The sequence below is a fragment of the Rhodococcus sp. M8 genome (assembly GCF_015654185.1).
Taxonomy (GTDB): domain Bacteria; phylum Actinomycetota; class Actinomycetes; order Mycobacteriales; family Mycobacteriaceae; genus Rhodococcus; species Rhodococcus aetherivorans.
On sequence record NZ_CP064066.1, the window covers coordinates 71,198 to 96,067 of the forward strand.

General features: G+C 66.6%; 23 protein-coding genes. 13 read left to right on the forward strand and 10 right to left on the reverse strand.

Features of this window, described 5'->3' with window-relative positions; all coding sequences use genetic code 11:
* Positions 1-6: 6 nt before the first annotated feature.
* The 6 genes from ISO16_RS28050 (at position 7) to ISO16_RS28075 (ending at position 6,397) form a co-directional block, all read left to right on the forward strand.
* Positions 7-243: a lasso peptide biosynthesis PqqD family chaperone gene (locus tag ISO16_RS28050; RefSeq protein WP_072636249.1), complete on the forward strand. Its 237-nt coding sequence runs from the start codon at positions 7-9 to the stop codon at positions 241-243.
* Positions 230-718 (forward strand): lasso peptide biosynthesis B2 protein, encoded by a 489-nt coding sequence (locus ISO16_RS28055; protein ID WP_051446098.1) that lies wholly within the window; start codon positions 230-232, stop codon positions 716-718. The genes ISO16_RS28050 and ISO16_RS28055 overlap by 14 nt, the downstream gene beginning before the upstream one ends.
* On the forward strand, positions 715-2,511 hold the full coding sequence (locus tag ISO16_RS28060; protein WP_072636248.1) for an ABC transporter ATP-binding protein: 1,797 nt from the start codon (positions 715-717) through the stop codon (positions 2,509-2,511). Before ISO16_RS28055 ends, ISO16_RS28060 begins: the two co-directional genes overlap by 4 nt.
* A 553-nt stretch (positions 2,512-3,064) precedes the next feature.
* The gene (locus ISO16_RS28065) at positions 3,065-3,271 is read left to right on the forward strand and encodes a hypothetical protein (RefSeq protein WP_072636247.1); all 207 of its coding nucleotides are present in this window, start codon (positions 3,065-3,067) and stop codon (positions 3,269-3,271) included.
* A 149-nt stretch (positions 3,272-3,420) separates the two neighbouring features.
* Positions 3,421-3,678, forward strand: a complete 258-nt coding sequence (locus tag ISO16_RS28070; protein ID WP_139311042.1) for a hypothetical protein — start codon at positions 3,421-3,423, stop codon at positions 3,676-3,678.
* Positions 3,679-3,721: 43 nt separating this feature from the next.
* On the forward strand, positions 3,722-6,397 hold the full coding sequence (locus tag ISO16_RS28075) for a class I SAM-dependent DNA methyltransferase (protein WP_139311041.1): 2,676 nt from the start codon (positions 3,722-3,724) through the stop codon (positions 6,395-6,397).
* A 338-nt stretch (positions 6,398-6,735) separates the two neighbouring features.
* Here the strand turns inward: ISO16_RS28075 and ISO16_RS28080 are convergent, their stop codons facing one another.
* On the reverse strand, positions 6,736-7,641 hold the full coding sequence (locus ISO16_RS28080) for a hypothetical protein (protein WP_072636244.1): 906 nt from the start codon (positions 7,639-7,641) through the stop codon (positions 6,736-6,738).
* A 161-nt stretch (positions 7,642-7,802) separates the two neighbouring features.
* Positions 7,803-8,219: a hypothetical protein gene (locus ISO16_RS28085; protein WP_072636243.1), complete on the reverse strand. Its 417-nt coding sequence runs from the start codon at positions 8,217-8,219 to the stop codon at positions 7,803-7,805.
* A 457-nt stretch (positions 8,220-8,676) separates the two neighbouring features.
* Here ISO16_RS28085 and ISO16_RS28090 point away from each other — a divergent pair, with 457 nt between their 5' ends.
* Positions 8,677-9,069 carry a hypothetical protein gene (locus ISO16_RS28090; RefSeq protein WP_230304625.1) on the forward strand — a complete coding sequence of 131 codons (393 nt, stop codon included), beginning with the start codon at positions 8,677-8,679 and terminating at the stop codon, positions 9,067-9,069.
* A 69-nt stretch (positions 9,070-9,138) separates the two neighbouring features.
* Here the strand turns inward: ISO16_RS28090 and ISO16_RS28095 are convergent, their stop codons facing one another.
* Positions 9,139-9,777 carry a ScbR family autoregulator-binding transcription factor gene (locus ISO16_RS28095; RefSeq protein WP_072636242.1) on the reverse strand — a complete coding sequence of 213 codons (639 nt, stop codon included), beginning with the start codon at positions 9,775-9,777 and terminating at the stop codon, positions 9,139-9,141.
* Positions 9,778-10,222: 445 nt separating this feature from the next.
* Here ISO16_RS28095 and ISO16_RS28100 point away from each other — a divergent pair, with 445 nt between their 5' ends.
* The gene (locus ISO16_RS28100) at positions 10,223-10,387 is read left to right on the forward strand and encodes a hypothetical protein (RefSeq protein ID WP_195886210.1); all 165 of its coding nucleotides are present in this window, start codon (positions 10,223-10,225) and stop codon (positions 10,385-10,387) included.
* Here ISO16_RS28100 and ISO16_RS28105 read toward each other — a convergent pair.
* Complete coding sequence (locus ISO16_RS28105) at positions 10,384-10,728, reverse strand: LGFP repeat-containing protein (protein ID WP_230304626.1); 345 nt, start codon at positions 10,726-10,728, stop codon at positions 10,384-10,386. The two genes, ISO16_RS28100 and ISO16_RS28105, sit on opposite strands and share 4 nt — an antisense overlap.
* Before the next feature lie 458 nt (positions 10,729-11,186).
* Between ISO16_RS28105 and ISO16_RS28110 the strand changes: the two genes are divergently transcribed.
* Positions 11,187-12,674 carry an LGFP repeat-containing protein gene (locus ISO16_RS28110; RefSeq protein WP_139311038.1) on the forward strand — a complete coding sequence of 496 codons (1,488 nt, stop codon included), beginning with the start codon at positions 11,187-11,189 and terminating at the stop codon, positions 12,672-12,674.
* A 137-nt stretch (positions 12,675-12,811) separates the two neighbouring features.
* Here ISO16_RS28110 and ISO16_RS28115 read toward each other — a convergent pair whose 3' ends face one another.
* Positions 12,812-13,579: a hypothetical protein gene (locus tag ISO16_RS28115; RefSeq protein WP_139311037.1), complete on the reverse strand. Its 768-nt coding sequence runs from the start codon at positions 13,577-13,579 to the stop codon at positions 12,812-12,814.
* A 111-nt stretch (positions 13,580-13,690) separates the two neighbouring features.
* Here ISO16_RS28115 and ISO16_RS28120 point away from each other — a divergent pair, with 111 nt between their 5' ends.
* Positions 13,691-14,965 carry a hypothetical protein gene (locus ISO16_RS28120; RefSeq protein WP_072636238.1) on the forward strand — a complete coding sequence of 425 codons (1,275 nt, stop codon included), beginning with the start codon at positions 13,691-13,693 and terminating at the stop codon, positions 14,963-14,965.
* 487 nt (positions 14,966-15,452) lie between these two features.
* Positions 15,453-15,683, forward strand: a complete 231-nt coding sequence (locus ISO16_RS28125) for a DUF2188 domain-containing protein (protein WP_072636237.1) — start codon at positions 15,453-15,455, stop codon at positions 15,681-15,683.
* A 218-nt stretch (positions 15,684-15,901) separates the two neighbouring features.
* On the opposite strand, the gene ISO16_RS29140 is transcribed toward ISO16_RS28125, so the two are convergent.
* From ISO16_RS29140 to ISO16_RS28135, 3 genes are all read right to left on the reverse strand, one after another.
* Positions 15,902-16,378, reverse strand: a complete 477-nt coding sequence (locus ISO16_RS29140; protein WP_442800836.1) for a DUF6338 family protein — start codon at positions 16,376-16,378, stop codon at positions 15,902-15,904.
* Complete coding sequence (locus ISO16_RS28130) at positions 16,356-16,526, reverse strand: hypothetical protein (RefSeq protein WP_170914121.1); 171 nt, start codon at positions 16,524-16,526, stop codon at positions 16,356-16,358. The genes ISO16_RS29140 and ISO16_RS28130 overlap by 23 nt, the downstream gene beginning before the upstream one ends.
* A 75-nt stretch (positions 16,527-16,601) precedes the next feature.
* Positions 16,602-17,639: a hypothetical protein gene (locus tag ISO16_RS28135; protein ID WP_326839329.1), complete on the reverse strand. Its 1,038-nt coding sequence runs from the start codon at positions 17,637-17,639 to the stop codon at positions 16,602-16,604.
* Positions 17,640-18,353: 714 nt separating this feature from the next.
* On the opposite strand from ISO16_RS28135, the gene ISO16_RS28140 reads away from it, so the two are divergent.
* A complete protein-coding gene (locus ISO16_RS28140) occupies positions 18,354-18,785 on the forward strand; it encodes a hypothetical protein (protein ID WP_139311036.1) in 432 nt (143 codons plus the stop codon).
* A 361-nt stretch (positions 18,786-19,146) separates the two neighbouring features.
* Here the strand turns inward: ISO16_RS28140 and ISO16_RS28145 are convergent, their stop codons facing one another.
* Positions 19,147-19,716 (reverse strand): HNH endonuclease, encoded by a 570-nt coding sequence (locus ISO16_RS28145; protein WP_072636235.1) that lies wholly within the window; start codon positions 19,714-19,716, stop codon positions 19,147-19,149.
* Positions 19,717-19,729: 13 nt separating this feature from the next.
* A complete protein-coding gene (locus ISO16_RS28150; protein WP_072636234.1) occupies positions 19,730-20,302 on the reverse strand; it encodes a hypothetical protein in 573 nt (190 codons plus the stop codon).
* Between the two features lie 249 nt (positions 20,303-20,551).
* Between ISO16_RS28150 and mobF the strand changes: the two genes are divergently transcribed.
* Positions 20,552-24,829, forward strand: a complete 4,278-nt coding sequence (gene mobF / locus ISO16_RS28155; protein ID WP_083662558.1) for a MobF family relaxase — start codon at positions 20,552-20,554, stop codon at positions 24,827-24,829.
* The last annotated feature ends 41 nt before the right edge of the window (positions 24,830-24,870 follow it).

Here is a 24,870-nt window from a genome sequence, read left to right on the forward strand (position 1 = left end):
GTATCGATGACCCGCACCGACTACGGAGCCGTCCTGCTCGACCAGAAGAACGGCTCCTACTTCCAAGTCAACGAGATCGGCGCCGACATGATCACTGCGCTGCTCGACACGAACGATCCCGACCGTGCCGTCCGCGCACTGCACGATCGCTACGACGTGCCGCTGGACGACCTTCGCACGGACCTGCTTTCCTATCTGCAGCAGCTGGCCCAGAGCGGACTGATCGACGATGACCTTCGATAAGGACCGCCCCGTCCTGTCCGACGTGGCCCTGCACCCCACCGAGACCGGGCTCGAACTCCCGTGGCGGTCCAAAGTCAAGGTCGGCGCCAGTGTGCTCGTCGCCAAGCAGCTGGCGCGACTGACCCCCTGGACACTGCACCGGGTCCTGACCTTCCTGGCGCGACGAGCGCGACCGGCGCGCTACGACGAAGCCGAACGCGCCGTCCTGGCAGTGGTACAGCACGACCCCACCTGTGCGGGCCGGTTCGGTTGTCTTCCCCGCTCGATCGCTGCGTGCCTGTTGCTGCGGACGGACGGCTCGTGGCCGATCTGGTGCACAGGCATCCCCGCCGCTCCACCCTTCCGTGCCCATGCCTGGCTCGAAACCGAGGGACGTCTGGTCGCCGAGCTGGGCCAGCCCAGCTCGTATCGCACCCTCATGACCGTGCCACCCCCGGCCACCCCACCCAGCGATCTCGGCCAGGAGTCCTCGTGACGCTCACCCGCTACACCCAACTACTGTCCTACCTCGGCCGATGGCGCGGACGCATGGTCGTGGCCACGGCGGTCACGCTGTTGGCGACGGTGCTCGGGCTGGCACAACCCCTGCTGGCGGGACACATCGTCGACAGCATCTCCACGTCCTCCCCGATCCTCGCTCCCTCCCTGCTGCTCGTCACGGTCTTCCTCCTGCAAAGCGCCACCGAGTCCACGGGACGTTACCTGCTCGAACGCGTCGGGGAACAGCTCGTGCTCGCGCTTCGGGAGCGCTTTGCCCGCCAGGTGCTGGCGTTGCGGATCGAACACGTCCACGCCACCCGCGTCGGCGACCTGCTCTCTCAGGTCACCACCGACCTGGCGTTGCTGAGCCAGGTGCCGAAGAACCTGATCGAGGTCGCCACCGGCGGGTTGGCAGTCGGTGTCGCGGCAGCAGTGATGTGCTATCTCGACCCTCTGCTGTTCACGGTCGCACTCGTGATCACCACGATCGCCTTCGGTGGGGCCAGCCTGGCGTTGTCCCGAATCCAGCAGGCCGCCGCCGACAAACAGTCCGCCGTGGGGTCGCTGGCCGCCAACCTCGAACGCTGCATCTCGGCAATCCGCACGATCCGCATCTTCGGCGCCGAACGCCGGGAAGAAGCGGCCATCGTCGTCGCCGCCCACACCGCGTACGACGCCGGTATCCGGTCGGCGGCGCTGACCGCGCTGGCCACCCCCGTCATCCGCCTGTCCACATCGGGATCGTTCCTGCTGATCCTGCTGATCGGCAGCATCCGCGTGGCCAACGGATCCCTCGAACTGGGCACCTTGGTGACCCTGTTCCTGTTCACCATGTACGCGCTGTTTCCCCTGTCGAACGTGTTCCAGGGAGTGATCTCGCTGCGGATCGCCCTAGGCTCGTTCGATCGCGTCCATACGACGCTCTCGCTCGCCACCGAAGACCAACCCGTGCCGCCCGCCGCATCCGCTGCTGCACCACCGCCACCGCGGCCGCTGACCCCTGTTCTCGAATTCGACCACGTCTCCTTCGCCTACAGCGATCGCCGAATCCTTGACGAGGTGTCCTTCACCCTCGACCACCGCACCACCTTGGCCATCGTCGGTGCTTCCGGCGCAGGGAAGACCACCATCCTCTCCCTGATCGGCAAGTTCTACCCGCCGGCAACCGGATCGATCCGCCTCAACGGATGCGAGTACTCCGCACTGAGCCCCGCGGACGTCCGATCGGCGCTGACGATCGTCGAACAGGACGCGCCCGTCCTGCACGGCACCATCAAAGACAATCTGCTTCTCGCCCGCCCGGACGCCACCGACGACGAACTGTGGTCAGCACTCGAAGCAACGAACCTGTCTCTGCTCGTCTCCCGACTTCCCGGTGGGCTCGACGCTCCGGTCGGCGACCGCGGCAGCACCTTGTCCGGCGGAGAACGCCAACGACTGGCCCTGGCCCGGGCCATCCTGTCCGGCCGTCCCCTCGCACTCCTCGACGAACCGACATCCAACCTCGACATCCGAAACGAAAAGCTGCTCCTCGAGGCGCTGGACGAGCTCCGGGAGCACACCAGCGTGATCATCGTCGCCCACCGGCTTGCCACCGTACGCAGCGCCGACATGATCATCGTCCTCGCGGACGGAAAAATCGCCGCCTGCGGACAACACACCGATCTGATGAGCACCTCCCCGCATTACCAATCCCTGGTCGAAAGCGGCCTCGGTGTCTCGCAACCTCACCTACCAGACCCCCGACCACTGGCTGAGATCGACGGCACCACCGAAATGCACCGGTAAGCGGGGCAACCAGGGCAGAAAAAGTCCGCGGCCCCATCTCCGAGATCGGACACCCCCTTCCTGCAGCGGGGTTGCCGCACTGTCGCCGATCCCTCGTGCTCGCTTCGGCCGGGTCGATCGCTGCCCCGGCCGTCACCTGGCATGTCCTGACCCGCTTGTGCGCTTGCGCATGATGCAGTAGGGCGACCCCGACGACACCGCCCGGCCGAAGCCGTCCCGCCAGGGGCGAGGCACACCGACAGGAGAGCATGCGATGAGCGTCGACCAGCAACTGCGCCGCGCCGCATTCGACCTGGCCCGCGCCGACCACAGTCGGCGCGAGGACGGGGCCGAACTCGGCTGCGACGAAACCGTCGGCCGGGCCATGGCCCGGGCGACGAAGCCGACACCGAGGCCCGCGCCCGCGCAGACCAGTTCTGCTTGTTCGAGCTGTAGCCGCGGTGCGGTAACGGGGGCGGGCCGAGAAGCGCGGTCGGCCGCGCCGGAACGACCCGTAGCGCACCGCATCCGTCACGGACCGACCATATTCGTCCGTTACCCGAAAGGACCCACGGTGACTACTGCCTACGACCGCGGCCACGCCGCCGGCTACCGGGCGGCACTCGAACGCGAACACGCCGGTGACGTCACCACCGACGACGCCGACCAGGGCGCGGTGTGGTTCGCGATACCGCCGGGCGAACGACTCGACGACGACGCGGCCACCGAGTACGAGCGCGGCTGGCTCCTCGGCTGGTCCGAATACCTCAGCCACCGCTGACGGCCTTCCACACGTCCTGCTCCCGGACATCGGCGTCGGTCGGAACTTCGGATTTCGGTGGGGGGATCGTGCGTTCCGAGGCGGCAACGGAGAGCCGGGTCGTTACGCTGTGTTGAGGCAACCCGTCGACATGGGCAAGGTGGAGGTACATGGGCGCCCCGGCACACGATCCACGTTCTGTGGCGCAGGCCGCACACGAGCACGCGATGTCCGAGGTCTCGGACGTCCTCGTCAACATCGAACACACCATTGCCCGGGCGAAGAAGGCGAAGAAGCGACTGGGCGACAGCGCCGAAGAGCACAATGCGCAACTCGCCCTCGCCGACGCCCTGAAAAACCTCGAACGGATCCGTACCCGTCTGCAGAAGGACGCCTACTTCGGTGGGGACGAGCTGCGCCTGGTGTAAGCCCCCTCGCCGAGGGGCCGATCCCACCTCATAGGGTCACCGTGTGCGCAGTGGCGAAGAGATCCAGAGGGCTTTGGTCAAGTTCCAACGAAAGTGGAGCAAGTACCAGGGCAGTGAGAAGAGCGAAGCTCAGACCTTCCTGAACATGCTCTTCGATGCCTACGGCTCGGATCGGCTCGAGGTCGGAGCGAAGTTCGAGGCGTTCAAGTCCTCGGCCGGCTTCATGGATCTGCACTGGCCCGGGATCTGCATCGTCGAGATGAAGGCCCCGCATATCGGGGTCGGAGCCGCCCGGGAGCAGGTCAAACGGTACTGGGAGGAATCCGCCGACGACGTCGCGGACATCCCCGCGGCCCGCTGGGTGGTGTTGTGCAACTTCCACGAGTTCGAGATCTGGGAGCCGGGCCGGTTCCCGAAGTCGCCCCGTGCCGCGTTCACCCTCGACGAGTTGCCGTCCCGGTACGAGGCCCTGATGTTCCTCGCCGGTACCGATCAGCGTCCCAACTTCGCGCAGCTGCACAAGGAGCTGACCACCCGGGCCGCCGACCAGGTCGGTCAGGTGTATCGGTCGCTGATCGACCGCAGTGCCGCCCCACCGGACGAGATCCAGCGGTTCGTCATGCAGTCGATCTGGACGATGTTCGCCGAAGAACTCGGCTTGCTCGCCGGCGCACCGTTCCAGAACACCGTCGCCAAGCTCCGCGGCCGCGCCGAGGACTCGGCGCAAACCCTCGGCTTCCTGTTCAAGGTGCTCAACCAGAAGGGGAACCAGCACCGCAAGGGCATCCTGGCCGGCACCCGGTACGTCAACGGCCAACTCTTCGCCGATCCGGCCTACGTCGACCTCACCGAGGAGGAACTCGACGCGCTCTACGAGGCCACCACCTACGACTGGAGCAAGGTCGAACCGACGATCTTCGGGTCGCTGATGGAACGGATCATCGGGGGCAAGCTCGGCGCCCACTACACCCACGAAGTCGACATCATGAAGATCGTCGGCCCCACCATCGTCCGGCCCTGGCAGGCCCGCATCGACGCGGCCACCACCCCTGCCGAAGCCCTGCGCGTGCTCGAGGACCTGTGCACCTTCCGTGTCCTCGACCCCGCCTGCGGGTGCGGCAACTTCCTCTACGTCGCCTACCGCGAGCTGCGCCGCCTCGAGTACACGGCCAAACAACGCATCCGCGACCTGGCCGCCGACACCGGCCTGCCGCTGCCGGCCGGGCCGTGGCCGTACGTGCCGCTGACCAACTTCTACGGCATCGAGATCCAGCCGGCGGCCGTGCTCATCGCCCGGGTCACCCTGTGGATGGGACACCGGCAGATGATGGATCAGTACGGTGACGCCGAGCCGCCCCTGCCGCTGGTCAACCTCGCCGGCATCACCATCGGCGACGCGGTGTTCGCCCCGTGGCCGGAGGTCGACTGCATCGTCGGCAACCCCCCGTTCGTCGGCGACCGCAAGATCCGCGGCGAACTGGGCGAACCCTACCTCGACAAGCTCAAGAGAGGTTTCCCGTCGGTCGGGGTGGTCGACTACTGCGCCTACTGGTTCCGCCGTGCCCACGACCACCTCGACGACGGCCAGCGCGCCGGCCTGGTCTCGACCAACACCTTGCGCGAGAACAAGCACCGCCTCGCCTCGCTGCGGTACATCGTCGACCACGGCGGGGTGATCACCGATGCCGTGTCCACCCAGCGGTGGCCCGGCGAAGCCAAGGTCTTCGTCTCCCTCACCAACTGGGTCAAGAACCCCCCGGCCCCGGTCACCGAGTTCCACCTCGACGGCGCCGAGGTCGACGCGATCAACTCCAAGCTCAAACCCGGCCCGACCCTGCCCGAGCCGTTCAAGCTGCCGGCGAACAAGGGCAAATCCTTCATCGGGTGCCAGCCCACCGGGGACGGGTTCCTCGTCGACGAGACGACCACCGCCGACCTGCTCGCCGCCGGGGAACGCGACGTCGTGCGCCGCTACCTCACCAGCGACGACATCACCGAGGTCGTCGAGGCCCGGCCGAGCCGCTGGATCATCGACTTCGGCACCATGGCCCTCGAAGACGCGATGAAGTACCCGACCGCGCTCAAGATCGTCCGGACCAAGGTGCGCCCCTACCGCGAGAATAAGGAACGCCACTTCGCGCGTCTGTGGTGGCAGTTCGCTTGGCCCCGTCCTGAGATGCGGAAGGCGATTGCCCCGAAATCGCGTTATCTCGTGTCCACCCTGGCCGGCAAGCGGCTGCTGTTCACCTGGGCCGAGAAGGACTGGTGCCCCAGCAACCTGGTCGGGGTGTACGCCTTCGACGACGACTACGCGATCGGCGTCCTGACCTCGACGGCGTTCGACGCCTGGGCCTGGAACGAATCGTCCACCCTGAAAGACGATCTTCGGTTCACCCCGTCCACCGCGTTCGAGACCTACCCGTGGCCCTCACCCACGGTGGAGGACAAGCACGCCGTCGCCGAGGCGGCGCGAGCTCTGATCGACCGACGCCAGCAGCTCTCCCGCACCGAGGGCATCGGCCTGACCGAGCTGTACAACCGAGTCGACGACGGCGCGTACTCCGACCTGGTCACCTTGCACAAGAACCTCGATACCGCGGTCGCGGCCTGCTACCACTGGCCCCGCAAACTCGCCCAGGACCGATTCGAGATCCTGCGGCGGCTCGGGACGCTGAACCAGCAGATCGGACAGGGGATCGGCCAGTACGACCCGTTCTGACCACCCGCTCCCTCTCACGTCCGCGAGAGAGGTTCGGCCCGCACCGGGAAGAAGCCGGCACACCCGGGGGGGGGGTGGGGTCGAGGTCAGGGGTGTCGCCTGCGGACACGCCCGAGACCGGCGCCGGCCGCGGCGGTCGAGAAGCAGGGCAGCATGAAGTGGCCGAACAGAACAACTGGACGGTCCACAAGGGCCGCGCCTCGACGGATCCGGGGTATCAGGTCCGCGGGGCCACCGAGGAGCTGCCCGCCTCGCGCATCGACGTCGACCCCGCGTCGATCCCGTTCGGAGGAGAGCGGTGTCGCGGCGGGCCAGAGTGCCCGCCGCGACGTCAGGGTCTAGGCGCTCCGCCGATCGCCGTCGGGCGGCGTCCACTTCATGTCGACGAACCGCTTGAACTCGGCGATCAGATCGTCGTTGTTCTCGTACGCTCGACGGGTGACATCGAGGTTGGTGACCCGGCCGCGTCCCAGCCCGGGCTCGGTCTTCAACCGATCCTTCGGAGTCGTGAGCAGCTTGCCCGTACTCAGCCGGACCGCCCGCTCGAGCTGGACGTAACCGAGCACCTTCGTCTCGTAGTAGCGGGAGGCGGACATCAGAAGAGTCTGACGTGCCCAACCCCGGGGAACGAGAAGAAGAGGTTTGCCCTCTGCCACCGGAAGCGCGAACGGTTTGACCATCCACTCACGTCTGGTCGAATCCCACGCCTGGCAGTTGAACGTGTCGACGCGATGTGGTCCGGACGTGAACTCCGGGTACTGGTTCACCATGTGGTCGGTGAATTCGGCCAACGCTTCGAAAACGATGCGAGTGGTGATGTCCGAGGTGATGTCCTTGTCGACGCCCTCTATGAAAAGAGGCAACTCCTCGAGCTCCTTGAGAAGTCCGACAACAACGAAGGCCTCAAGGTTCTCGGTGAGCGCTCGCCAGAACCACGAGCCGACTTCTTTCGCACCCCCGTGACCGCTGAACCCACTCTTGGCCAGACCCAACCGGGTGTGCCAGGGCTCGGGAAACTGCTGGAGAAGCCACAGGCCACGCCGTGCATCCCCACGAATCACACAGTCGATGATCTCCGCGAAGAACGTCTCGGTGCACTCGTTCGCCTTGGTGGCGAAGGGATCGGTCCTGCGGTGCAGCCGGATGGCGCGTGGATCGAGGAACCACTTGTTGTCGGCCGCGATGTCGACGTCCAGGAACGGTACGGGACCGGTGATCCCGTACTCATGGGTGATAGGAGCCATGACAGGCCCTCCTCATCAGGTAGTTGACCCGAGGATGAGGAGTAGAGGCCACGCCTCTGGAGGACTCCGCTACGCTGAAGAGGACTGGCAAGTCATCAGCCGCGCCCTCGGGCCGGTTACTGGCCTGATTCCGTTGGCGCGGGATCAGGCCAGAAGTCTGTTTACGAGTCGTCGCCCTCCGAATCGTGTTCCGAAGTGCGCTTCGAGCGGTTCCCCACCACTTTCACGCTGGGTCCCTTGAGATCGATGCAGAGCATTCCGTCCTGCTCGTATGGCTTGTATCGGCGGCTGACGGATGTGTCGATGTCGTAGAACTGCGTGAATGCAGTCGCCGACATGATCACCTGTCCCGTATCTCGTCGCGAAGACTGCGGCCGGATCGCATACGCATGCGGTTGGTCGGACTCCCGCAACGCGATGATCTGGTTGTCCCTGTCGAACAGCAGCTCCACCGTCGCGGGCTCGCCGATGAGCTTGTGCGCAGCCTTGTTGATGGAGAAGATTCCACGCTTCTGGATGGTAACGCTGGGTGCCTTCGCCAGCGGTGCCATCCTCTTGTCGAACACTTCGAAGCCCATGATCCCTCCTCTCTGCAGGAAAGTGTAGCAGTCGGCACCGACACCTACTCCCTTGCGAAGTTGCCGACCGAATTTGTCATCGCTTCCCCGAACTTCCGCCGATATCCGGAGTGAAGGTCGAGCGTCGACAAGATCACGACGGCAACCGACTCCTGCATGGTGGTCGAGCGCCGTAGTCGCATACGGCATCGTCACCTTCGCCATCCTCGAGCTGACCAACTGGGCGACTTCCGGGCGCAGTTTCATCGATCTTCAGGTCCACCGCGCGCCGAACTCCGGCCCCCGCCGGCACCTCACCGAGTGTTGACATGACCGAGGGGCAGACATGCAGGGCAGCGCCGGACACGGGCCTTCGGCCGCTCCCGCGCCGGAAACCCCTCGCGGTCCGAAGTGGGATACAGGACTGCGCCGGAAGGTCGGTGCCCCGCCGGGGGTGGTCATCGCCGATGATGACGGGGTGAGGAAGCTGGCGACCGTCGTCGTGCTGATGGTGTTGGGGGCGTCGGGGTTGCTCAGCGGCACCGCGTTGGTCTCGGATCCGAGTGGGGCGACGCTGGGGTTGGACACCGGCATGCTGCCGAGCTGGCATACCTGGGACTACCGGCTGTCCGGCACGATCGTGCTGGTGGCACTCGGGATCGCGCCGCTGGTGTGCGTGGCCGCGCTGGTGCTCGACGCCCCGGGTGCGATGGCCGCGGCCGGGGTGATCGGGGTGTGCACGCTCGGGTGGGTGGCCGTGCAGATCGTGGTACTCGACATCACTGCTCCGCGAGCCCAGCTCGCCCTGACGTCGGCCGGGGCGGTGCTCCTGGTCGCCGCGGCCAGTCCGGCGGGTGCCCGCCGCCGATGAGGCCGGAGCGCAGAGGGGGCGGGCCGGTGCAGAAGGAACGACCCGGTGCGGATTCCGAGGGGGTGGGATTCAGGCGACGGGCAGTGGGCGTGCCCAGCGAGAGCCGCGCACCGCGTCACGCCGGTCGGGGTCGGCGACGAGGGTGGGCAGCAACAAGCCCCACAGCTCGTCGATCCGCCGGGGCAGGTCGGAGCGGTCGGTGAGCAGCCCGGACAGCTGCCCGGTGCCGGTGAACGCCCCGATCACGAACCGGGCCACCGCATCCAGATCCAGACCCGGGCGCAGATCGCCGTCGTGGGCGGCGCGGTCGAGCAGGGTACGGCAGGCACCGATCCAGTCCCGATACGGGTGGACGGGGGTGCGATCGGCGAGTTCGGTGGACAGGCGCAGCCCGGCCCGCACCAGCGCGCTCTCCCGTAGTTGCTCGCCGAGGGCGTGGCTGAGCATGACGATCTGCTCGAGCGGCGCGGCGTCGGTGGCGGTGACCCGCTGCACGAGGGCGATCGAGCGGCGGTGCTGTTCGTCGATGATCGCCGCGACCAGGTCGTCCTTGGAGCGGAAGTGGTAGTACAGCGCGCCCTTGTTCGAGCCGGCCGCGGCTACGATCTCGCCTGTGCTGACCCCGTGATACCCGGCGGCGGCGAACAACTCGGCGGCGACGGTGACGAAGTGGAACCGGGTGACCCGGCCCCGGCGCTGTGTGGCCACCCCATCCCTCCTTGCCCGTACTCACCCGCGTGGCCGTTCCCTACCGGCTCCGGCATCGATATCCCCCGGGTTCGACCGCCGGACAGCCTACGGGCACCGGGACAGCGCCCCCTTTCCTGCCCCGAGAGCCGGCACCGGGATCCTGGATCGGGCGGGTCCGTCCGCCCCTCCGCGTGGACGGAGGGGTGGGTGTCGGTGCCGTCGGGCATTTTCTGGGGTCGTGGACTCGCGTCGGTACCGGTTCCTCGGCCGCCACAATCCCGTCGCCGAACTGGGCGTGCTGGGTTGGCGGCTGGCGCAGCTGGGGGCCGGTCACACGCCGTCCGGGCGCGGCGAACTTTGTGCGAACCGCCGTGTTCGTGCGACGGGCACGAACGGGCACGGGCCATCGATATCGACCGCCGCGCGGCGGATGCGTGATCACGCCACCCACACCGTCGGCGAGGTGAGCCCGGTCGCGGACACCGCCCGCACCGCGGTGCTGCCGGCCGCCGGCGCCCCCAGCGCCAACCCGGCGCACCTGGCTCGTCTCGACGACGTCACCCGGTTCGAACTGTCAACCCTGCCCGCCGGCCGGCCAGCGGGCAGGGGCTGTTCGCCCGGGGGTTAGTCGAGGTAGGCGCCGGTGGCCGGGGTCCACACGATCGCCCCGCCGGTGAAGGTCTGCCGCAGCCCGTCGACCCCGTACGGCTGCTGCGCCGACGTCGGCAACCCCAACGGCCCGGCCGGCCCACCCAGTGAGGTGTACAGATCCTTGATGTCGTCGCACACCGGGTACGGCGACGGCCAGTACGACTGACAACACGCCGCCACCGCCGCCGAGGTCGCGGGCTGTGCCCCGGCCACCCCGGTACCGCCGACCAGGCACAACAGCGCCACCCCGGCCCCGACCATCCCGGCGCCGAGCCGCCGCACCACCGCACCGGACACCCTCGCCACACCCACACCCATCACGCACTCCTTCCGGAAGCAGGGCACACCCCTGCACGCCGACGAACCGCCGCCGCGGGAGCGGGCAGCCCCTCGTGTGTAGCACCGAAATGCCGGGATTGCCCTGGTTTTCACAAAAGTACCGGACGAACGGTTTCTGTGATGTAAGCGTTATCCGATACGGGTGTGGTTGGTGGGAAACCGGTTAGGTTTCCAGGCAGCGATGGCGCCACCGCTGACCTTGTTCCTGCGAAAGACGGTAGGTCTCAATGGAATCGCTCCATCGCCGTGCCCCGCGCACGCCCCGACGCCGGTGGGCCGCCCGCTGTGTGCTCGCCGGCACGACCGCCCTGCTGGTTGCCACCGGCAGCACCACCGCCCTGGCCCAGCCCACCACTACTCCCGCCGTTCCGACTACCGCGGCGCCCTCGACCCCGGCGACGTCCAGCACCCCGGACGTACCCGCTACCACGGAACGCGTGAAGCCCGCAGCGCCGCCGTCCGCCGACCGGCAGGTGCCGGACACCCCGTCGGTGCCCACCGAGGCGGTCCCGTCCTCGTCACCGGCGACCGCTCCGCCCGGCGCCGAACCCTCCCTGCCCGCCGACCGCGCCCCGGCGGATCCGCCGTCGGCCGCCCCGACCCGGAAGGCACCGGCAGGGGAGTGGACGCCGACGGAAAACCCGAACCCCACCGTGGTGCCGGGGAAGATGCGCTCGGACCGCGAAGAGATCCCCGAGGGCTTCACCAAGGAACAGGCCGACCTGGCCGAGACCATGGAAGCGCAGCAGCAGTCCTCGCGCATGTCGTTGATGTCCCTGCCGTGCACCACGTACTGGCCCGCGCCGTTTCTGGTGTGCGGGGAGATCCGGGTCAAGTACGAATCCCTCGGCGGCCCCAACAGCTTCCTCAAGTGGCCGATCAACAACGAACTGACCAACCCCGACGGCGTCGGCAAGCGCAGCGAATTCATGGTCGGCCCCATCTACTGGCACCCGACCACCGGCGCCCACCCCGTGGTCAACAGCTTCATGACCAAATGGGGCTCGCACGGCTGGGAAGGCGGATTCATCGGGTATCCCACCACCGACGAGATTGTCAACCCGGACGGCATCGGACGACGCCAGGAGTTCCAGAACGCGGCGATCTACTGGCACCCCCTCACCACCATCAACGGGGCAGTGATCGGGGGCGCCATCCGAGACAAATGGAATACTCTCGGCGCCGAAACCAACGGAAGCCGTCTCGGCTACCCCACCAGCGATGAACTGGTTAACACAGATACTGTGGGTCGACGTCAGTCGTTCGCTGGAGGGCTCATGTACTGGTCCCCTAGCACCGGCGCCCATCCGGTAACCGGTGTCGTTCAAGCGGTATGGTCCTTCAAGAACTACGAAATCGGCGAATACGGTTACCCGGTCGACGACGGGGTGTTCGGCCCGGATGGCAATCGACAGGAATTCCAACACGGCGGTATCACTTTCGGTCTACCGGTCGATGCTTCTGGCAAGACGGGTGTGTACCTCAACGGATGCCATCTTATGACTGGAAATCCTCATGTTTCCGGCCATAAGCCGTGGACAATTGATACAGAGACCGAGGGAAACTGTAGTCAACCCAAACGGTACATCCAAGCTACGACCTTCATATGGAAGGTGAATACCGGCGCCGACTGCGGACGCGGGATGTGCGAAATAGACGCAGGCACTGCAATGGGATCCGCGGGGGATGGCGAGACGATCCAGGAGAATCTTCGATTCAGATTCACGTCCGCTCGCCAGTGCGAGGAGGCGGACTTTTTCGCGGCCACAGAATGGGAAATGACAAATGCGGACGGTTCGCACTGGGAAGATATTATCGTCACCGACACGTTCCATCTCGGCGGTCCGGAGAGGCCGTGTGCTGAAGCTCCGGAGGACTATGTGCCCGAACCTCTCATCCCAGGAGGTGGAGGAGGGTCGTGGTGACCGAAAGTCCCCTCATCGAGGCTCAGCTCAAGCCGAGTCGGTCGTCAGTCGGGTCTTGATCCGATGGTGATGTCCGCCAGTATCTGACACACGAAGCGACCCCGGTGGGCTCTTCACTGCTGGGGTCGCTTCGTGTGTCACTCGCTCGCAGGTTCTGCTGACGAAGGGTTGACCTTGTCGCCTCCCCATATCACGCTCGATGACACGTCTACTTCGTACGCCTCCAAGTGTGGATCCGATGTGATAGCAGAGATGCACTCTTTCGTTCCGCCGACGAGCGTAGAAGGTAGGTCCGGATGTGAGACGACGAACCATGCCCGATCCTCGGGCCACCAAAAATTCGGAGCGCGATTGTTCAGATTTTTCACTGCGGCACGGACCGAGTCGGAGATCAGTATGTGATCGAAACTGTCCACCGACAACCGCCCTCCGATGCCACGGAATTCGTACAGGGCTGTATTTCCATCCCAGATGGCAAACCAGCAAGATTCCGGCGTTCCGGTGTACCCCTCAAGAATTTCTGCTAATTCTCGAACATAATTGACGTCAAGGCTTCCGGTCCACGGAGCATCGTCCCAAGTGTGTTCACCTCCGGAAGTATTCCGGTTGACACCCACGATTTTCTCCCACTCCATGAGGGGATGAGCGACTCGGCCGTTGGCTCGGGCAATGTACTCCCAGCGGACCGGCTCGTATTCTCTCCGCACGATCTCCCGTCCCATGTATATGGACGGAACGGTGAAGATCCGGTATGCAGGGTGGGGAATCCGTGCGTACGCTTGAAAAACCGGCGGAACCAGTGCGCCGACCGTCCCCCTGGGGCGCAGACTGCGCGGATCGTGGCGCAGCTCTGTGATCCACAGTCCAGCCGAAACATCGGTTGCTAGATCACCCTCATCCCACACACCCCTCAGGCTACCCGTCTATCCAAGCGCCATACCCGCGCTGGAAAACTCTTGCCGAGGCGACCGGCGCGTCATCGGCACGGAGAGACTGTCGACCGCCATCGTGGATGGATGGCCCGCATTCTCCGGTATGCCTTGCTTGTTGTCGGTGGCTTTACCGCCGGACTGGTGCTCGCGGCCCCGACCGTAGAGACATACTCGAACTTCGCCACCGGGTTCGGCTCCGGCACTGTGCTCGATTCCGAACTCGTCGCCGCCGCCGCGGCCGCGATCGTCGCGGTCCTCGTCGCAACCTGGATCCGCCGTCGATCCACCACGGCGGCAGTGATAGCGGCCGGCGCGGTGTTGGTCGGCGGCATCGCCAGCCCCGGAGCATGGCCATTCGACCTGTACCTTGCCGTCACCGGTGCCGGCCTGATCCTAGGCGGACTGGCTGCCTCGACCACGCGGTCGTCACTGCCGCATCTGCGTGCCCAAACCGCGTTGACCGCTGGCACGGTCGCTGGACTGCAACTGGCCGAACCGCTGCGCAACTACCGCCAACTCTCCTTGAGCCCACGGCAATACGTCTCCTTCATGGTGGCTTCGTCCGGGGCCACCAACCTGGTGTGGCTGGCCCTGGCAGGAATCACCGGGCTGCTGGCAACGGCGGTGTACTGCATCCGCTCCGAATCCGTGCCTAAGCTTCAGCGAGATCCCCACGGCCGCGATCTGGTTGTCGGCATCGGGCTACCGGTGGTGGCAGTGGGATTGTTCTGGTCGCTGCACCAGGCACTCGGTACTCGAGCGGAGGCCCCCGAGAACGGGTTGTGGCTGCTGGGTGTGCTGGTGGTGCCGATTGCCGTTACCGCGGCGCTGTGGCTGCCCGGCCGCCGCGGGATGATTGTGCTGGCGGCCATCGCCGTGATCGCTGTCTCTCATCCCGAGGATTCACCATGGCGGCCCACCGATCCGCCCTGGCTGCTGGTGCCGGTACTGCTGACCGCTGCCGGCGTGTGGGCCGGACGACGGTGGCCGCACACACTGCTCGGCCCCTCAATGCTCGCGCTTGTCGCCATCTCCGCGGCATTCACCGCCCCACCGTGGGACAACCTACACGGAGCCACACTGACCTTGCTGTTCCCGCTGGCCACTGGCTACATCTTCACCTCGACGCTGCCGTCGTCCGCGCCAGTCACTACCACTGCGCTGGCCCTACCTGCAACGATGTCGGTCCCGCTGACCATGCAACTCGGATGGGCCAGTTACATCCCCGTCACCGATCTTGACCCCGGGTGGGCGGACCGAAACTACTCGGGGATCGCCGCGGCGGTGTCGACCGCTGCTGTGCTCGTTTGCGGTGCAAGCATGGCGTGGCTCCGCCATCGTCGGCCCCACACTCCGTAGCCGATGCCCGGCCGGATCCACCGCTTATCCCAGTGTCACGAGGGTGGAGTCGGCCGCTTCGCTCCACCGTTATCCCAGGGACACTCTCTCCCCGGGATCTCGCCGCTCGCCTTCTGAAGGCGTCCACTCGCGAGGTAATTGATCTTGCGCAAGCGATGTTCTGTTGGACGATCGGTCAACGAGACAGTTCACTCGTTCCGTGCCGTCGACGTTCGCCCACGCCGGCAGCCGCCGCGGCGAACTGTGGAGTTTCGGGTTGACGGCGAGCGGGTTCCATGGCCGATCGATCGCTTCGGCGAGCTCCTACACGGCGGTCTCTGGACTGAATATGACCGGTAGGTGGCGAAGCGTTCACGGCCCGACAGGATGTATCTCAGTTGCCGATCGGCGCTCCAGCTAGGCACTACATGTTGTGGTACAACGCTATAATTCTTGGTACATGTAGTGATACAGTTGGGATCTGTAGGCGGAGTTCCGGGAGGGGAACATGGCAGAGGGTGATATCCACACGAGCAAGCAGGGTGACAAGTGGGTGAACAAGGCGGAGGGCAATTCTCGAGCATCCAACAGCGCCCCCACGAAGGCCGAGGCTCAGGCGAAGGGTCGCGAGATGGCGATCAAGCGAGGCGTTGAGCACTTTGTCCACAAGCAGGACGGGAAGATCGGGGAACGCAACACGTACCCGCGCAGTCGTGATCCCCGTTCGTCAAAGGGATAGGGGAGGCCGGAAGGTGCCTGAATCGAAAGGTCGGCCCCCGAGGTCGGTCACCGGTGGCGCTAAGCCCCGGACGGATCCCCGACGCGGAACCCACGGCGCCCAGCCTGAATCCCCACCGACGCCACCACCTCCGCCCCCTCGCGGCGGCAGCGGACAAGCCACCGCCCACTGAGGTTTCATCCACCCTTGCCTAGACCTATACCGCGGGGCCGGTCGGGCTATACCGCGGGGCCGGTCGGATCGGGTCCGGGCGCTACCCACTCGACCCGCTCCGTCCCTACCAGGGGCACGTAAATTCCCCGGGTTCCTTCAACTTGCGATAGGAACTCGCCGCTCGGAGACACCGACCATTGTTGTGGGATGAAGATGTCCCGAGGCTCCGGGTACGTGGCGACGAATCCTGCCTTCTCTGGCATGCAGCCGCCCACCCATTTCCCGTCGCTCGTGTAGACGCGGACGTGTCGTAGCAGCCGGCTCGTGTCGTTGCCGCGTAGTCCCAGGCAGTCGGCGTGGAATGCCGACGTTCGGCAAACATGAACGGCCACCATTTCTTCCGGAACCTGATGCGACAGATACCCGCCGTAAGAGCGGGAATTCCCACGGCCAGGACGAGGACCGCTGCCCGACGCTTGCGCACGTCCTACAACGCACAGCACAGCCACGCGCACACCGTCAGAACTCGTCCCGCTCCGCATCGTCGGGGAACCCGAAATCGACCGCCGGGGACTGCGACCGGGGAACACTCTCGCCGCCCACGATCGCTTCGAGTTCGCTCTCACTCGGGCGGATACCGTGCTTGATCGCGTCGTACAACTGCTTCTCCACGTGTGACCGTTCCACCATGTCGATCTCTCGTCCGGCACGCAGCCCTAGGGCCATCAGCCGCCTGCAGATGGCGGCCGGGGAGGCTGGGGTGTCCTACAGGGCCTCGTCGATGCGTTCGTGCAGCCGGTCCGCCGCCTCGGCCCACCGCAGCAAGTCCGCCCGGTTCGGATACTCGGGATCGTCCTGGACCTGGTGGCGAAGATCGTCGGCCCATTCCCGCAGCGCCGCGGTCAGCACGAAATGCAGATCCGGCTCGTCCGGATCGTCGAGGTCGACGATTACGCGACGGGACGACTGTCCACCGAGGGTGGCCACGACCGTGTCCAAGCGGTCACGGATATCGGCGAGCTCGCCGACCGCATCCACCCCTCCAGCATCCGGGTCTATCGACCGATCCTGCGAGCGGGGCTCCTCCTGGTCGGCGCGCAGTTCGGCGCGCACCGACCGCGCCGATGTCCAGATGGCATGGTCGATCTCCCAGGCGGTGACCCGTCGGCCGAGCACACGGCTGACCTCGGTGGCGAGCTCGGAGAGCAGAGTGCGGGCCGTGGCGGCATCGACGTCGGCGCCGTGGCGAGCCAGCCACCCCAGCACCATGCGGTCGGGTTTGACGGTGTCCTCGTCGCCGACGAGCATCCACAGATAGCCGCGGCGCACCCCGAACCCGCCGTCGCCGGGAACGGTGCGCAGCGCGGTTTCCACCGTGTCGAGCTGCGGGTCGTCGAGCAGGACGCGAGCATCGTCGAGTGTCCGGATCCCGTGCTCATGGAGGATCGTCGCGTACTGCAGCACGGCCTCGGCCTTGAGGATGCCCCCGCGCGGTGAGGTGCGTTGCCGGTTGTTCGTCACCGCCAGCAGCGCGTCGACGGTGTCGTAGCGATCCAAGAACCGCTCCAGCGATAAGGGGTCGGCCAGGCCGGTGACCGGCGGCGGCACGGATGGCGTCTCGATGCCGGCATCGGCGGCGACCCGGCGCACCACCGGCAGCACGTGACGGTCGTAGTGGGCGCCGATGCTGTAGACCGCATCGACGATGCACAAACTCAGACTCACCCACTGCCGCTGGCGCGGACGCAGGTCGAGACCACCCACGGCCTCGACCACCGGCGACAGATCAGCAGCTGCGGACATGGATGCACCGTAATCGATCCGGGCGACCCACAAGGCGGTCATCGCCCCTTCGCGGCGGCACCGGACCGAACGACACCAGCGCCGAGATCACCGGCGGCGAACCGACCGGAACTCACTCAGCAATCCGCCCACGCGACCTGCCTGCGTCGACGTCGATCCGGCCCCGGTGCCGCCGACGCGCTCGAGCCGATGACGGCCGGCGAGGTCGGGATCGACGACGACCAGGCGTCCCAGTTCGTCGACCTCGTAGGTGCGTACCGCTGGCCCGAACTCGCCTCGATGTAGCTTCGGGCCTGCCAGGAGCGTGGTCGATTAGCCTTGTGCTTCGTGTTGAGAACCGGTCAAGGAGTAACTCGGCGTTGGGCACCGACGGTGTCTGTGGTCGGCGCGATCATGCTGGGATTGTCCGGGTGCTCGTCCGGCAGTGACTCCGACACGGCGACGCAGGAGCCATCATCGACTACCCCGACGTCAGCGGCCTTCCCTACGAGCAGTGCGGTGTCGCCGTCGGCTACTCCGACCTCCGCGACATCGACGACGTCTGCGGCCCCGACGCCGGCCTCTCTCGCCGCGGACCAGCTGGTTCTCTCTGCGGACCAGCTGCCCGGAGCGGGATGGAAACCGGATGACGATGGTGACCCCGAGTCGACGCAGCGGCAGCCCGCGTCGCAACCGGAGTGCAGCAACCAATCCTGGACGCTGCGCACCGAGGAGATGACCGATCAGGCCGGTGCCGGCTGGTATTTCGACCAGGCTGCAGAAGTCGAAGCGATCACCAGCCAGGCGTTCGTGTACCGGAACGAGCAGGCCGCTGCGACAGCGCTGGCGGCGTATCGAGCCGTCGTCGAGCGGTGTGTGTCCTGGCAGATGGGCGCTGGGACTGCCGGCTACACCTTTCAGGAGGACCAGGAACTCTTCGACGCTGCGGTCGGTGACGAGTCCGTTGCTCGCATGCAGACCACGGCCATGGTCCGGTATCCGGATGTGCCTGCGAACTCGAGCTATTGGGTCAGCGCCCGGGTGGGAGCATCGATCGTGCAGATCACCTACCGTCCGGGGTCCCTGCTCGGTAGCGGGCAAGGAAAAACCCAAGCGGTCGAACTGGCAGCGACCGCCGCACACCGGGCGCAGACCCACACCGGATAGGGAGGATCTACAACCTCTGGACCTGACGCCCCACACGAGCACCCGGGACTGCGCGAGCGCCTGGCGGGACTATTCGGAGGTCATAACTGCGCACGGGTTATGTCAGGGTGGAGCGTACATCGATCGTCGCGCGGAATCAGCGGGCCAGGTACTTGTCGGCCATCAACTCCGGACAGGCCGTCCCAGATTCTGTGGTTCCCGGGTGCGGTGAGGCTCCAGCCAAGCTCGTCGAGGGTCCAGTGCTTCGGCGGAGTTGCGCAGCGTCGAGGTGCTCACCCGGTTCGGTTCCGCGTCGACGCCGCCGCGGGCGACCGGAACCAGATGGTCGACACGGGTCCTCGCTGACTCGGTGCCGGCCTGATCAAAAGAGGGTGCCCTGCGAGTCACCTGGATTGATCTTCGCGTGCAGCAGTGCTTCTGCGTCGTACCCGTCCCGCAACGCCTCACGGATCGCCAGGGATCGTTCGTAGCGTGAGCGCCCCTGCCCGTCGAGCAGCGTGTGTCCCGACAGCCGGCCGCGCGCGATCGCGTAGCGCACGTTCTCGCTGTGCGTGGACTCCACCAGATGTTCCGACCCGACGCGCACGCACAACGGTTCGTTGCACTTGTGCTCGCACACCACGTCCGGGTCGAGGGGCCCGTGCACCAGCTCCACCGAAAAGCGATGCGCGAGCATCGTGCGTTGCCGGTTGGCGCGTTGGAAGTTGAATCGCCCGTACCCGTCGGGTGCACTGATCGCACCGACCCAGTACCAGCACGTCGGTGACTTGACGACCTTCGCCCAGAACGCCGCGACGTTCGCCCGTGACGGAGCGAGCGAGTTGTCGACCACCCGCCCCCGCCGCGGTTGCTCCGACGCCCCCGAGGCGACGTACTCGGCGTCGCACTCGGGGAACCCGAAGTCGAGCGACGGCTCGCTGTCGGGGCTCATGACCGGCGCAGCGTCACGATGCTGCGGCCACCGGCTGTGTGTCGCCGGCACCAGGTGCCGAGGCCGGCGCCGACGCCGCAGGCGAGGCGGGGATGTCGGGCGTGTCCAGGTCGCTCTTCGCCTGTTCGATGATCTTCTTCGCCTCCCGCGCGCTCACACCCAGCAGCGGGGCAAGTTCACCGGCCGAGGCGTTCTTGCCGAACTCCACGATCGCGAGGGCGTACTCGCGCAGCAACGACGACTCCTGCGCCTGTTCCTCCGGCGTCAGGTGTACGCCGGCCGACTCTGCTTCCGCATTCACGGCCTCGATCTTGGCGGCGTACTCCTGCTGGATCTTCGCGATGCGCCGATCCCGTGCCCTCTCCAGCTGCTCGATCTTGCGCCGCGGCGTGGCCGCCCGGGACTCGAGCACCACATCGAGCTTCGCCAGCTTCGCGGCAGCGTCGGTGATCGGCGCTGCCAGCTTCTGCAGTTCGGCCTGCCGTGCCAGGACGCGCTCGCGTTCGCGTCGCAGGTTCTCCCGCACGTTCGGGGCAGTGTGGGGACGCAGTGATCGGCGCGCTGCCGACGTCGACGAGGTGGCCATGGGCCCGGAGTCTATCGGCTCGCCGCGCCCGCGGGGAGTTCCGCACACCGGTCTGTCGCGACTGCGACGTAGCACCACCTCGGTCACCTCACCGACGAGAACGCACCACCATCTGGCCACTACCCGCAGCTCCGCTGCTCTGTCGCAACCGTCGAGGTTCCGACAGAGCTCAGGTCGAACTCCGTTCGACCTGACAATCCCTACACACCTTATGCACTAAAGGTGCGACGTGGCATAATCGGCGCCGTGATGACCGTCCACAAGCTCAATGCTGGGGACGGCTATGTCTATCTCACCAAGCATGTCGCCAAGGGCGACGCCACCGAGTCCCGCAAGCCCGATGCGGTCGATTACTACGTCGCGAAGGGCACTCCGCCCGGCATCTGGTGCGGCAAATTGGCCGAGAAGATCGGTGTCGAGGTCGGCACCGAGGTCACCGAATCTGCGATGCGGTCGGTGTTCGGTGCGGCCCGCACCCCGAACGCCTTGGACACCAGGCCCGGCCCCGGAGCGTCGGCCGAAGTGCACCTGAACTGGTCCAGGGAGACCGCCCTCGGTCGGGCGTTTTCGTGGTTTCAGAACAGCCAGGAGTACGTCCACGACGTCGAGGAACTGTGCACCGCGTACAAGGCGCAGCACGGCGAGTACCCGACCACCGAGGCGAAGAAGGACATCCAGTTCGCCACCGCCCGCAAGCACCTAGGCCGCGAAAACGGTGAGAAGGCGGACCTGCTCAGCGACGAACAGGTGTGGCAGTTCATCACCGAGCAGTACAACAAGGCGCGTCAGCCGGTGGCCGGCTACGACCTGGTGTTCACCCCGATGAAGTCCATCTCGTTGCTGTGGGGCCTCGGCGACGCGCAGGTCAAGGCCGCGGTCGAAGAAGCGCACAAGCAGGCCGTGGACGAAGCGTTGGAGTGGATCGAAGATCAGGTGATCTACACCCGCCGCGGGAAGGGCGGTGAGCGCAAGGTCAAGGCCGAAGGGCTGTTGATCGCCCGGTTCGATCACTTCGACAATCGCGCTGCGGACCCGAACCTGCACACCCACAGCGCGGTGCTCAATCGTGTCTATGCCGAAGGCCGATGGACCACCATCGACGGGTCGATTCTCTACAAGGCGAACGTCGCGGCGTCGGAGAAGTACAACACCCGCGTGGCCGATCTGGTGGCCCGCAAGCTCGGTGTCACCTTCGCCCCGAGAGCGGATACACCGGTCGGCAAGCAACCGGTCTACGAGGTCGACGGCATCCCACCGTCCCTGATCGAGGAGTTCTCCCGCCGCGCCGCGATCGAGGCACGCCAGGAAGAACTGGCCCGCGACTACAAGACCCGCTACGGCAAGAATCCACCGAAGAAGGTGCAGTACGCCCACGCGCAACAGGCCACCCTCGACACCCGCAACGCGAAGAATCCCCCACGTTCCCTGGCCGAGTTGCGGGCCGAATGGCGTGAGCGGGCCGAGGCGATTCTCGCCGGGAACAATCCCGCAGAGCTAGTCGAATCTGTCCGCGGTGAACGTGACCGCCGACCGGTGTTGACTCCGCAACAGGTGCCGGCCCTCGTCGACGAGGTCGTCGAGACGCTCTCGCACACGGTCGGGTCGTGGACGGTGTTCTCGGTGACCGCCGAGATCGAGAGACGACTGCGAGAGTTCAGTTTCGCCGACGACGAGCAGCTGCACGTCATTCACGATGACGCGCTCGAACTCGCCCTGCGCGACTACTGCCTGCCCATCGACGTCGAGGAATACCACCTGCCCGAGCGGATCAGCGACCGCATCGAGCGGGGGCGGCGGCGCAGTCTGCTGGTCGATCGCGCGCAGATGCGCTACACCGCTCAATCGGTTCTCGACGCCGAGGACTTCATGCGCCAGCAGGCCGACACCGGCGACGAACACACCGTGGCCGAGCGGATCATCCGCCGCACGTTGCGCCGGATCGAGCAGGCGAACGGGCACGAGCTCGGTGCCGATCAGCTCGCGATGATCACCCACTTCCTCACCGCCCGCACGCGTGTGGCCGTGGCGGTCGGTGCGGCCGGCGCCGGCAAGACCACCGCGGCCACCGTGATCGCCCGCGCCTGGGAAGCGGTCAACGGAAACGTCCTCGCCCTGGGGCCGTCGGCCCGGGCCGCCGAAGTGCTCGGTGAGGAAATTTCGGTGGAGGGACGCACCATCGCCGACGTGCTCACCCGCCACCGCGTCGGCATCCCGACCGGCATCGGCAGGGGTGATCTTCTGCTGGTGGACGAGGCGGGCATGGCCTCGGCCCGCGACCTGGCGGACCTGACGCGCATCGCCACCGAGGCCGGGGCGGTGGTGCGTTTGCTGGGCGATCCGCAGCAGCTCGCCTCCGTCGAAGCCGGTGGTGTGTTGCGGGATCTGGCCGATCGCACCAACGCCCCGTTCCTACGCAAGGTCCACCGTTTCGCCACCGTTGGTGAGGCCGAGGCGAGCCTGCAATTGCGCACGGGCGATGTGACGGTGCTCGAGTGGTACGAGCAGAACAATCGCATCCGGCAGGGCATGGCGCACGAGCTGGCCGATCTGGTCTTCGACGCCTACGTCGCCGACGTCGAGGCCGGCCAGGTCGCGTTGATGGTCGCCCCGACCAACGATCTGGTGCGCCAGCTCAACGAGAAGGCCGCCGCCTACTACCGCGCAGGCGGCACCGTCACCGGCCCCGGCATCGTCCTGGCCGACGGTCTCGAGGCCGCGGTCGGGGACGTGGTGGTCACACGGAAGAACAATTCCAAGTACGTCGTGAAGGACTCCGACGGCAAGAAGGCCGGTCGGGTGAAGAACGGCGATTTGTGGACCGTGGCCGCAATCGGCGCCGACGGCTCGCTGCGGCTGCGCAACAACATCAGCGGCGGGCAGGTCACCGTCGCCGCCGACTACATCACCGACAACGTGCAACTCGGCTACGCGACCACGGTGCACCGCTCGCAGGGCATGACGGTGGGAAGCTGCCACGTGCTCGCCGGGGCGAACATGGACCGGCAGTCGCTGTACGTGGCGCTCAGCCGCGGCAAGCACACCAACATCGTCTACGCCGCCCACGACGAGCTGCCCGACTGGGACTTCGAACATCACCCCGACGAGCATCCCGGCGCGATGGGGTTGCTGGCGAAGATCATCGCCCGCGACGGCTCGCAGCGCACCGTGCATCAGATGATCGAAGACGAACAGCGCAAGGCCGCGTCCTGGTCGACGATCACCAACAGCTACATGTTGGCCCTCGGGGAGCTGTACGAGGACTACACCGAGCAGCTGCTCAGCCGGATCCTCACCGACGAGCAGTTCGGCTGGGTGCACAGCCTCGGCGGATGGGATCAGATCGTCACCTCCGTCGCCCAGTCGGAAACCTTCGGCTGGGACACCGAGGCCCTGCTGCGCCAGGCCGCGGCGGTGATGAGCGCCGAAGGCAAGGCCGGCCGGATCGACACCGACCGCAACTCCCCCGGCCGGGTCATCGCCCGCGCCCTGAAAGAGCGCATCGATGCCGAGGACGCAGCGCAGCTGCCACGCCGCCGCACCGACGCGGTGGCCGCCTACCGCGTGCCCGCGTTGACCGAGGCCGCGGCCGAAGCGGATCCGATCCTCGCCGCCTACGCCCGCTCGTGCGAGCAGCAGATGCACGCGTTCATCGACTCCTACACCACCACCGCACTCGAACGCAGCGCACCGTGGATCGTCGCCGTCGGCCAGCGGGGAACGGACCCCCGTCGGGTGCGACTGTGGGAGTCCACGGTGCGGGAGATCGCGATCTCGCGGGTGCTCGCCCACGCACCCGACGACGAGAACGACCCGATGGCGCACATCCGCGAAGCCCGGAAGACAGCCCTCACCGCGAATATCGCACGGTTGCACCGACCCGAACACACCATCGACGAGGTGGTCGGCCCGTACGCCCGCTACACCGACGCCGAACTGCATTCGGCACGGGCGCTCAGCCAAGGCCGGCTCACCGAAGACGCGATGCTGCTGTCGCTGGCCAAGGACGAGCTCGACCGGGCACGAGGCGAGAAGTCCGCGCTCGGAGCCGTCGAACGGTCCCTGGCGCAGGTCGAGATCGACGAACGCAACATCGCGGCGGTGCGCGATGCCCGCGCCCGCCTCGACGCCCTGACCCGTTCCCCGCAGGCCACCGAACAGCAGATCGATGCCGCTCGCGCCGCCGTGGCCGCAGCCGAACAGGTGGCACCACTCGAGCGTCGCTGGGCCGTGATCGAACGCGGCGCCCAGCACTACCGGGCTGCCGAAGCTGCCAAGGCCCGCGCCCGCGCCACCGACGAGCGGGCCCTCGGCCGGATCACCGACCGCATCACCCGACTCGAAGAATCGATCACCGCCGAACGCACCATCATCGGCCAGATCGACGCCGAACTCGCCCGCCGCAACGCCGGCGGAACCGACTTCACCGGCGGCCACGAGCCGCGACGGACACAGGCGGCCTCGGCAGCGAACGCCCCTATCGACCGCGACCCGCTCGAACACGACAACGGTCCAGAACGGGAACTGTAAGCCCGCCGGCTACGACCCCCGACCCCGAATGGCACAAGGAG

Bases quoted from the DNA above. Each gene is read 5' to 3' on its own strand.
- ISO16_RS28120 (WP_072636238.1), top strand. From the start codon at position 13,691: ATGGCCCGCATTCTCCGGTATGCCTTGCTTGTTGTCGGTGGCTTTACC.
- ISO16_RS28130 (WP_170914121.1), bottom strand. From the start codon at position 16,526: ATGGTGGAACGGTCACACGTGGAGAAGCAGTTGTACGACGCGATCAAG.
- ISO16_RS28140 (WP_139311036.1), top strand. From the start codon at position 18,354: ATGACCGATCAGGCCGGTGCCGGCTGGTATTTCGACCAGGCTGCAGAA.
- ISO16_RS29140 (WP_442800836.1), bottom strand. From the start codon at position 16,378: ATGCGGAGCGGGACGAGTTCTGACGGTGTGCGCGTGGCTGTGCTGTGC.
- mobF (WP_083662558.1), top strand. From the start codon at position 20,552: ATGACCGTCCACAAGCTCAATGCTGGGGACGGCTATGTCTATCTCACC.
- ISO16_RS28080 (WP_072636244.1), bottom strand. From the start codon at position 7,641: ATGGCTCCTATCACCCATGAGTACGGGATCACCGGTCCCGTACCGTTC.
- ISO16_RS28135 (WP_326839329.1), bottom strand. From the start codon at position 17,639: ATGTCCGCAGCTGCTGATCTGTCGCCGGTGGTCGAGGCCGTGGGTGGT.
- ISO16_RS28105 (WP_230304626.1), bottom strand. From the start codon at position 10,728: ATGGGTGTGGGTGTGGCGAGGGTGTCCGGTGCGGTGGTGCGGCGGCTC.
- ISO16_RS28055 (WP_051446098.1), top strand. From the start codon at position 230: ATGACCTTCGATAAGGACCGCCCCGTCCTGTCCGACGTGGCCCTGCAC.
- ISO16_RS28070 (WP_139311042.1), top strand. From the start codon at position 3,421: ATGGGCGCCCCGGCACACGATCCACGTTCTGTGGCGCAGGCCGCACAC.
- ISO16_RS28125 (WP_072636237.1), top strand. From the start codon at position 15,453: ATGGCAGAGGGTGATATCCACACGAGCAAGCAGGGTGACAAGTGGGTG.
- ISO16_RS28050 (WP_072636249.1), top strand. From the start codon at position 7: ATGACCCGCACCGACTACGGAGCCGTCCTGCTCGACCAGAAGAACGGC.
- ISO16_RS28145 (WP_072636235.1), bottom strand. From the start codon at position 19,716: ATGAGCCCCGACAGCGAGCCGTCGCTCGACTTCGGGTTCCCCGAGTGC.
- ISO16_RS28150 (WP_072636234.1), bottom strand. From the start codon at position 20,302: ATGGCCACCTCGTCGACGTCGGCAGCGCGCCGATCACTGCGTCCCCAC.
- ISO16_RS28085 (WP_072636243.1), bottom strand. From the start codon at position 8,219: ATGGGCTTCGAAGTGTTCGACAAGAGGATGGCACCGCTGGCGAAGGCA.